This window comes from bacterium CG_4_10_14_0_2_um_filter_33_32 (assembly GCA_002792735.1).
Lineage (GTDB): Bacteria > Patescibacteriota > CPR2_A > CG2-30-33-46 > CG2-30-33-46 > CG2-30-33-46.
On sequence record PFOW01000038.1, the window covers coordinates 1 to 9,382 of the forward strand.

Consider the following 9,382-nt stretch of genomic DNA (forward strand, 5'->3'; position numbering starts at 1 on the left):
ACCAATAACCAAAAGAATAAGAAAATAACCAAATCTCAATTATCAAGCAATAACTTAGTCATCAGTCATTGGTCATTAGAATTTAAGAATTTAAATAAAGGTTTTACAACCCTTGAACTTCTAATTGTTATGTCTATTTCAGTTGTATTGTTATTAGCGGCTGGTTTTCTTATATATAATTCACAAAAAAAGGGTCGTGCCCTGGAACAGTCCGTTAGGACAATGGTTGCAGATATAAGGCTTGTGCAATCTAATGCATTGGCTGTTCAAACTATAGGCGGTAGTATACCGAAAGCAGCCGTTGTTAGAGTTGCTAGTAATCAGGCACCAGAGATTTATTACTATAGCGGTTCTTGTAATTCTTTAGCTAGTAAACTTGACAGAAGAATATCTCTTGGCGGAACAGCTGTAGTTTCAAGCGTGTCTCCGTTTTCACCAATATATTTGATTTACACTACTCCTTTTGGAAGATTTTATGTAACAAACGTAAACCCTTCATTTACTAATTCTATTAATGGAAGTTGTGCCCCCTTAGGCGCTCTAAATAGTGATGTAAATATAAATCTGACAAATGGTTCACAAAATTATAGAATTGAAATAAATAATAAAACAGGCGAGTTAACTATTTTTTAGCATGGCTAATTTAAAGAAAAAAATCTTAAATAAAGCAGGGCTCACACTTTTAGAGATTGTGATAGCGGTAGGTATATTAGCTGTTACCCTAAGTGGCACAATGATGATTCTGGTTAGAATTTCTAATCAGGGCTCTTCAATAGAGGCTAGGTCTCTTGCTGTGCAATACGCTCAAGAGGCTATGGATGCTGTTAAAAATTATAGGGATAATAATTACTGCACATTTTTCTCTATGAACGGTAATTATAGCGTGTCTAAAGTGGGTGATAATTGGACAATGAATGCTTCTGCTGCATGGGTTGATGTATTTACTGCAGGATCAAGTGAACAACTAGGAACTAACATGAGAAGATCTATTCAAGTAAGCAATATCCCTGGTCAAATCGCCCAAAGGGTGGTAATTACAATGAGATGGCAAATAAAAAATTCCTTTCAACAGGATTACGTAGCTTCAACAGAGATGTATAAATGGAAATATTAAATTTAAAAAATTCCATTCTGCAAAAAAATAAATCTGAGGGATTTACTCTTATAGAATTATTAATTGCCGTTACAATTTTATCGTTAACAATCATTCTTGTAGGTCAATTCTTAATCAATGTTACTAGGGTTTATTGGGGGAGTAATTCAGCTCGTTCGGGTCAGCAAAACGTACGTGTTGCCATGGAAACCATTTCTCGATATGTAAGACAGGCTAGAAAGGCTACATGGACTGATACTAACAACGATTTAGTTAAAGATACTTTAAATCTAACCGTTAAAGATGAATCAGCAGTCGATTACAATATAAGTTTTGCAAGACGTGCTAGGCAACATCCAAATAATCCGTCAGTTTTTATCAATGTTATTGAGATGAGCATGAATCCAGGGGGTATCGTTAATCAACCATTAACTTCTAAAGATGTTAACATAAGAACATTTGATATTACTTACAGCCCAGGCGTGCCAGTTATTTTAAATATTACTATAGCGGCTGATATTGAAAATTATCAGGATACTCTTTTAGAAAGAGGTGCTAGTGGTCAGAGCAGAATCCAGATGACTACAGCCGCCGCATTAAAAGGACAATATTATTAATAAAATGATCAAATCCCAATGGCCAATGAGCAAATAAATAAAAATAGAGTTTTTGATTTAAGCCAAAGAACTAGAGATTTTAGCATTAGACTAATCAAATTTGCTAAAGATTTATCTAGGAATATAATTACTATACCAATAATATCTCAGCTAGTTAGATCGGGGACTTCAATTGGTGCCAACTATTGTGAAGCAGATGAAGCTCAATCTAGAAAAGACTTTATTCATAAAATAAGTATCTGTAAAAAAGAGTCGAAAGAAACCGATTACTGGTTTGATATTTTAAGTGTTACTTTATCAAATCCTAATAATGATCTGAAAATCTTACAAAAAGAAGTTAAGGAATTAAGTTTAATCTTTGTTGCAATTATTAGGAAGACCAAGGAGAATAATGAACTCAAATGAAATAAAGAAAAAAAATGGTCATTGGTCATTGGGATTTAGGAATTATCTTGGTCATTGGTCATTGGTAATTGGTAATTCTCAGAAAGGGATTGCTTTAATCTGGGCTTTAATGGTTTCGGCTATTGTATTGGTTATAACATCTACCATGTTTGTTTTGGTTATAAAAGAGTTTAGGATAACTTCTAATATGGACGAATCAGCGCGCGCTTATCTTGCTGCAGAAGCTGGTATGGAAAAAGCTTTATATGAAATTAGAAATAGTATCGATTCCAATGTGGATTGGTGTAATATCTTAAATTATAACGGTAATCCAACCTCAGATGTTGGATATTCAGTAAGTGTTGTGCAGGAAGATCCTGATTGTAATCCCTTAAGACAAATGTTGATTACAAGCACTGGTAATTCAAGGAATTCAACTACAAGAAGATTGCAATCCAGAATATACTTAGTGCCTCCAAGCGGTGGATTAAACAGGTTTGATAATTTTACGCCAATTCCTTTCAATTTGCCGGCAATCATTACGAATCCGCCCCAAAAATCTTTAATTGTTCAGCAGTTTGATGTAACAGGTTTGATTAATTTACCCAACGGAAATTCTTTTACTGTTGGTATGAATAACGGTACACCAGCTACTAATTTTGGGGTATTGATTAGAAGGGTGGGTGGGCAGATTAGGGTTCAACTGACTGGCAGCGTTGCTAATGCGTCTTTAAGCTCAAATACTTTTTCTTTTGCCAGAAATGTATCGATTATAACCTATAGAGTAAAATTAGAGTACTCACGGCAGGGAGATTATACGGTTGTAAGAGCTATAGTTTTAGAAAAGGACCCAGCTAATACAGGACAGGCAAATTATAGGTGTATAAGTAATTGTAGTTCTATTACTTATGGGGCAGTATCACAGACTGGTCCAAACGTTACAATGGCTAGAATATTGCCCGGTTTTTGGGTTCTTGATCCTGATGATCCTTTAAGCGGTTATATTAGAGTAACAGGCGCTTATCCTAATGATGTAAAAGTAGATGACATGGTTTTTTGGACAAGGGAGTAACCTAAAAATGATAGTATAATTACAAAATATAAGGTAAAATAATTAAAGTAAACAAAATTTTATATGTTGGACTCACCAGAAAAAATTAAAGCCAACGAACAAAAAGTAAACCTAGAAGACCTATTAGAGATTACAGTCGGTAGGTCCGCCTCTGATTTGCATTTATTGGTTGGCACCCACCCTACCATAAGAGTTGATGGAAGATTAATACCTTTGGATGAATATCCGATATTGACTCAAAATTTAGCCGAGAAGCTTATTTTTACCATGATAAGCGAGGAACAGAAGGAAATATTTTTAAAAGAAAAAGAATTAGATCTTTCAATCGCCTTGGGTGACGAAGCAAGATTTAGAGTAAACCTTTTTTATCAGAGAGGCACAATGGGGGCTGCTTTAAGATTAATACCAAGAAAGATTAGAACCCTTCAAGAGCTAGGACTGCCTATTATTTGCGAGGAGTTTACTAAAACTTCTCAGGGTTTTGTATTGGTTACGGGTCCAACTGGTCACGGCAAGTCTACAACTTTAGCAGCAATGGTTGAAAGCATTAATGAAGAAAAGCCTTATCATATTATTACCGTGGAAGATCCTATTGAATATGTTCACACATCAAAAAAATCGGTTGTAGATCAACGGGAAATGCACTTAGATACGTATTCTTGGTCTATCGCCTTACGTTCGGTTCTTCGAGAAGATCCAGACGTAATTTTGATTGGAGAAATGAGAGATTTAGAGACAATTGCTTCTGCGATTACTATCGCAGAAACCGGTCATCTGGTATTCGCAACTCTGCATACAAATAATGCTGCCCAGACAGTTGATAGAATAATCGATGTTTTTCCTCCCCGTCAGCAGCCCCAGATAAGAATGCAGTTAGCTGGTAGTTTACTTGGCGTTGTTTCACAAAGGCTTATTCCTAAAATAGGCGGAGGAAGGGCAGTAGCAGCAGAAGTTATGGTTGCAACACCCGCCATAAGGAATACTATTAGGGAAGGCAAAACCCACCAGATAAATAATATTATTCAAATAAGCGCAGATAAAGGCATGACGTCTATAGATAAAAGCCTTTCATCTTTAGTAAGGAACGGTGAAATATTATTTGAAGATGCTAGGCCTTATGCTATAGATGGTACATATTTCGAAAAGTTAGCCAGAGGTATACATTAATTTGCCAAAGGCAAATAAATTGCTAAATTGTTATACTTCTCTCGTCATTCCTGTCTTCCTTTCGTCATTTCCGTTTTCCTTTCGTCATTCCCGTCTTCCTTTCGTCATTCCCGCGAAGGCGGGAATCTAGTAAAATAACAATGTAACAATTGAACAATGAAAAAAATGAATGATTTTTTAAAGATATTAAAAATTGGGATTTGTTTAGGATTCAGGATTTAAACTAATATGGCCGTTTTTTTATACAAAGCTAGAGATAAGCAAAATAAGCTCAAAACAGGTACCATCGAGGCATCTAACAAGCAGCAGGTTTTTGAACTTTTAAAAAAGTATAACCTTTTAGGTGTTTCTATTGCTGAAAAAGGTGAAAAATCTTTTTTAAGCAAGTTTTCGGGTTTATTTTCAAAAGTTTCCTTAAAATCAAAAGTTGTCTTTTCAAGGCAATTAGCCACCATGATTACTTCCGGACTTTCTATTATTCAGTCGCTAAGAATTCTTCAGGAGCAGGAGAAAACTAAGAATAAAAAATTATGGGAGATTTTAAAATCCGTAACTAATGATGTTGAAAGCGGCATAACCTTTTCCGAAGCCTTAAGTAAATTTCCGAATGTTTTTTCCTCTATATATGTTAACTTAGTAAAATCCGGCGAAGTAAGCGGTAAATTAGACGAAGTTTTAGAAAGATTAGCTGATCAGATGGAAAAAGATTATGATTTGAGAGGGAAGATTAAAGGAGCAATGACATATCCTGTTTTTGTTGTTTCAGTGATGGTTTTAGTAGGCGGAGTAGTTGTTATGTTTGTTATGCCTCAGTTAAAAACGCTATTTGAAGAATCCGGCTCTAAATTGCCATTCCTTACTAAACTACTTTTATCTACATCTGATTGGGCAAGAAAATTCTGGTGGGTTATAGTTTTAGGATCCGTTGGTTTTGTAGCATTGATACGCTATTATCTTAAGTCTAAAAAGGGGCGATGGGTGTGGGACGGTTTTAAGCTTAAAATACCTATTATAGGCACCTTAGCTAAAAATATTTACATGGTGCGTTTTGCTAGAACCCTGGGAACACTTATATCTTCAGGTCTATCGATTTTAGATTCATTAGCAATTGTCTCTGATGTTGTTGGTAATGTTAGATACAAAGATGCAATAAATAAAATCTCTAATCAAGTGGAAAATGGTATCAGTTTATCAGTGCCTTTAGAGCACAGCAACCTGTTCCCAAGTATGGTTTCCAATATGGTTGAAGTTGGTGAGAAAACGGGCAATGTAGATAAAGTTCTTTTTAAGTTATCCGAGTTTTTTGATAAAGAAGTGAATAATGCCGTAGCTACTCTATCAACTTTGCTAGAGCCTATATTACTGGTGATTATGGGTGTGGGCGTAGGTGTTTTTGTTGGTACGATATTACTACCTATTTACAAATTAGCTTCTGATATGTAAGCTATAACTGAAAAGCTGAATTAATCTTGATTTAATTAACTATTTATGGTATGATACATTAAAAGCTGTAGGTCGAAAGCTTAAGATACGTTTTAATAATTTATATATAGGTAAGAATTAAGGAGGAAAAATGTTTAAAAAATTCAAAGGACTTGCCTCGAGTAAATCGAGAGGTTTTACCTTAATTGAACTTTTGGTTGTTGTTGCAATTATTGGTATTCTGGCAGCTTTGATATTAGCTTACTTAGGTAATGCTAGAGAAAAAGCTCATAGAGCACAGGCTCAAGCAGGCGCAAGAGAGGTGAATACTATGGTTCAAATGTACATTGATGATAATAATGGTACTGAGCCAACAGATGCTATTATGCCAGATTTTGCTGCTACCCCAGTAACTTGGACTGATTATGGTACATTACCAGCAGGGACAGCTGCAAGTCGTGTGAACCATAATGCTTTCACATATACTGATGGTACGGCTGGAGATGGTGCTTATACTATTACAGGTAATCACGATGGACCTGGTACTGCCCAAGATGCAACATTTACTTGTACTGAAGCAAGTTGTACTTAGTCTTAAATTTAATTTAGTGCAGATAAAACAGCCCCGTTCGGGGCTGTTTTAAATTGATTATAAAATTAGTTGTCCTATTTAAATTTGACAAATTGGTAACGATAGTAAGCGGTAAGGTGGTAAGGGACGCACCCTTGCAATCCTTGCTGGCAAGGGTGCGTCCCTTACCAACATCCCCTATTAGTATTGTAACCAATCAATAAATTGACTAAAATTAGTTAAGGAAATAATTGAAATAGTTACTTTTTATAATTGTGGAGATTTTTTGAATAAGCAAGAAGATTTAACCCTGTTTAGAAATAGGAAAATAAATGAGGAAGTTTTTATAACTAAAAGTAATAAAACATTTCTAACGGGATTTACTTTAATTGAAATATTGGTAGTTGTTGCAATTATTGGTATTTTAGCAGCATCTATTTCTATATATCTTAATAAATCCAGAGCTAAGGCAAGAGATACAAAAAGAGTTTCAGATATAAGAAATATTGAAGGTGCATTAGGCGATTATTATGACGACGACTACTATTCTAATGGGTTAGGTGAATTGATTCCAAGGCATATGCCAAGCATTCTAAAGGATCCTAAAAGCAATAACGATTATAATTATTCTATTTCAGCAGATAAAAAATTTTATGAAATAAATGCTACTTTGGAGGTTAATAATAATTTAGCAAATAACGATGGCGGCAATCAAGCTTTTCCAATATACGAAGCCGGTAATAATTTAACGTTGCTCCCGTAATGAGCCAAGCTATCAAACCGCCAAGATCGTTAAGGGTGACACTCTTGATGCTTGATAAACACTTGGCAATTCATTATTCATTTGATATTTAGAGCATTAGGATTTAAAATTTGTTTATGGTTTCGATATTAGAATTTAGGAGTTTTCAATTATATGTTTATAGATCCGATCTTATTTAAATTTGAAGTTTTTGTCGTTGTTTGTCTCGGACTTATCGTGGGCAGCTTTTTGAATATGGTAATCTACCGCCTGAAGAATGGGGGAAAACTTGCTTTGGATCGTTCTCGATGTACTAAGTGTAAGAAAGAGCTTGGCATTCTTGATCTTATTCCTGTTTTAAGCTTTTTATTGCTTAAAGGCAGATGCAGATATTGCAAAAAGAAAATATCATGGCAATATCCAATTGTTGAGTTAGCAACAGGTATTATTTTTGTTTTTATTTTTCTAAATACTGAGCTTTTGAAAAATAATATCCCAATATTAGGAGGATCAAGTTCTCTTATTATTTTTGCTTTTTCCGCTCTTGTTACAGCCGCTTTAATAATTATTTTTGTTTATGATTTAAAATACTATTTGATTCCGGATATTGTTTTAACTCCATCGATTGTAATATCTGTTTTATTTTTTCTTGTTTTAGCTACTCTAGGTGGTAGCTATCCACTTTTGTCTAATCTTCTCGGTGCTTTAATTTTTTCCGGCTTTTTCTTTTTCCAATATGCTATATCTAAGGGAAAATGGGTTGGAGGAGGAGATATAAAGCTTGGATTGCTTTTAGGTTTTGTTTTAGGATGGAAACTGTCAATTTTAGCACTTATCTTGGCATATGTATCAGGCTCTATTATTGCTTTGACCTTAATTGCTTTAAAGAAAAAAACACGTAAAGATATTCTGCCCTTCGGACCCTTTCTTATTGCTTCATCATTTATTTGTATGTTTTTTGGCGGAGCCATTATCAATTGGTATCTAAATTATTTTCTTACTCATAGTTTCTAGAGAATTGAATAGAAAATGTTGGGGGATTGTTCTTGGTAAGGGTGCGTCCCTTGCCAGCTAGAAATTAAAATTTTTCTGGTGGCTAAATTCATTCTTGACACTAGGTCGCTGGAATGTTATTTTAATTCCTTGTCCTAGAATTAATATCAAGAAGATTATTCAATGTCAGGAGAGAAACTATGGAATTGACTCCTAAGCAGCAGGCAGTTGAGCTTATAAGAAAAAATAATAATATATTAATTACTACGTTAAACAATGCCAAAGGTGATAGTATAGCAAGCGGTTTGGCTCTTACGAGTATTTTAGAAAAAATGGGCAAAAAAGTAACTTTTTTGTTAAACAACGAATCGTACGGAAATTTTAAATTTTTGCCCGGCATAGAAAAAGCTCAGAAAGAATTCTTAGGGTTAAGGGATTTTGTCATAAGCCTATCTTTGGAAAAAGCAGAAGTAGATAAAATCAGTTATAACTCTGATCAGGGTAAACTGAATTTTTTTATATCCCCAAAGGAGGCAAATTTTACTTCCAAAGATGTTTCTTTTTCTTATGGCAATTTTAAATTTAATGTAGTTATTGTATTAGATTCGCCTGACTTGGAAAGCCTAGGAGCAATTCATGAAAATAATGCTGATTTTTTCTATAACCAGCCTGTGGTTAACATTGATCATCATGCAGGCAATGATTATTTCGGGGCTGTTAATATGGTTGATTTAACAGCAAGCTCTACCTCAGAAATTCTTGTTTCTTTAATAGAATCGTTAGACCCTAAACTGATGGATGAGAACATTGCAACTTGTTTGCTGGCTGGGATTATTTCTGATACAAGAAGTTTTCAGAATTCAAATACTACTCCAAAATCTTTAACGATTACTGCTCAATTAATAGCCGCTGGAGCGAACCATGAGTTGGTAGTTAAAAATCTTTTTAAAACAAAACCTTTCATAACACTAAAAGCATGGGGCAAGGTATTATCAAGCATAGAGACAGATGAGAATAGTAAGATTTTGTGGTCAATGATTGGCAAGAATGATTTAGACGGTTTTGAAATCGAAAAAGAAGTGATAGACGGTGTGATGGATGAACTTTTGTCTACTGCTCCCAATATTAATGTTTATTTATTATTTTTAGAAAAAGAAAATCATATAACAGTCTTTATTAGAACCGCAAGGCATATTGAAGCAGATAAGATAAGTCATTTTTTTGGCGGAATTGGTAAGGGTCAAGAAGGTGAGTTTATTATCAAGGGCGAAGATTTATTGCTCGTTAAGCAAAATGCTTTAAATAAAATAAAAGAATATCT

At 34.4% G+C, this 9,382-nt stretch carries 11 protein-coding genes; all 11 read left to right on the forward strand.

Translation table 11 applies throughout. The features are described 5' to 3' along the window. Positions 1–633 (forward strand): hypothetical protein (locus COX95_02510; protein ID PIZ85982.1); only part of this gene is annotated, 633 nt, incomplete at its 5' end. 1 nt (position 634) lies between these two features. Continuing rightward, a complete protein-coding gene (locus COX95_02515; protein ID PIZ85983.1) occupies positions 635–1,114 on the forward strand; it encodes a hypothetical protein in 480 nt (159 codons plus the stop codon). Then, complete coding sequence (locus COX95_02520) at positions 1,102–1,710, forward strand: hypothetical protein (GenBank protein ID PIZ85984.1); 609 nt, start codon at positions 1,102–1,104, stop codon at positions 1,708–1,710. Before COX95_02515 ends, COX95_02520 begins: the two co-directional genes overlap by 13 nt. A 33-nt stretch (positions 1,711–1,743) precedes the next feature. Next, a complete protein-coding gene (locus COX95_02525) occupies positions 1,744–2,115 on the forward strand; it encodes a four helix bundle protein (protein PIZ85992.1) in 372 nt (123 codons plus the stop codon). Next, entirely contained in the window at positions 2,102–3,166 is a 1,065-nt protein-coding gene (locus COX95_02530; GenBank protein ID PIZ85985.1) for a hypothetical protein, read from the forward strand. The genes COX95_02525 and COX95_02530 overlap by 14 nt, the downstream gene beginning before the upstream one ends. 63 nt (positions 3,167–3,229) lie before the next feature. Continuing rightward, complete coding sequence (locus tag COX95_02535) at positions 3,230–4,333, forward strand: type IV pili twitching motility protein PilT (GenBank protein PIZ85986.1); 1,104 nt, start codon at positions 3,230–3,232, stop codon at positions 4,331–4,333. Between the two features lie 228 nt (positions 4,334–4,561). Then, positions 4,562–5,776, forward strand: a complete 1,215-nt coding sequence (locus tag COX95_02540; GenBank protein ID PIZ85987.1) for a hypothetical protein — start codon at positions 4,562–4,564, stop codon at positions 5,774–5,776. A 130-nt stretch (positions 5,777–5,906) separates the two neighbouring features. After that, positions 5,907–6,347 (forward strand): hypothetical protein, encoded by a 441-nt coding sequence (locus COX95_02545; GenBank protein ID PIZ85988.1) that lies wholly within the window; start codon positions 5,907–5,909, stop codon positions 6,345–6,347. 226 nt (positions 6,348–6,573) lie between these two features. Continuing rightward, the gene (locus COX95_02550) at positions 6,574–7,089 is read left to right on the forward strand and encodes a hypothetical protein (GenBank protein ID PIZ85989.1); all 516 of its coding nucleotides are present in this window, start codon (positions 6,574–6,576) and stop codon (positions 7,087–7,089) included. Between the two features lie 153 nt (positions 7,090–7,242). Further along, positions 7,243–8,082, forward strand: a complete 840-nt coding sequence (locus tag COX95_02555) for a prepilin peptidase (protein PIZ85990.1) — start codon at positions 7,243–7,245, stop codon at positions 8,080–8,082. Between the two features lie 179 nt (positions 8,083–8,261). After that, on the forward strand, positions 8,262–9,382 hold a 1,121-nt coding region (locus COX95_02560), incomplete at its 3' end, for a hypothetical protein (GenBank protein ID PIZ85991.1).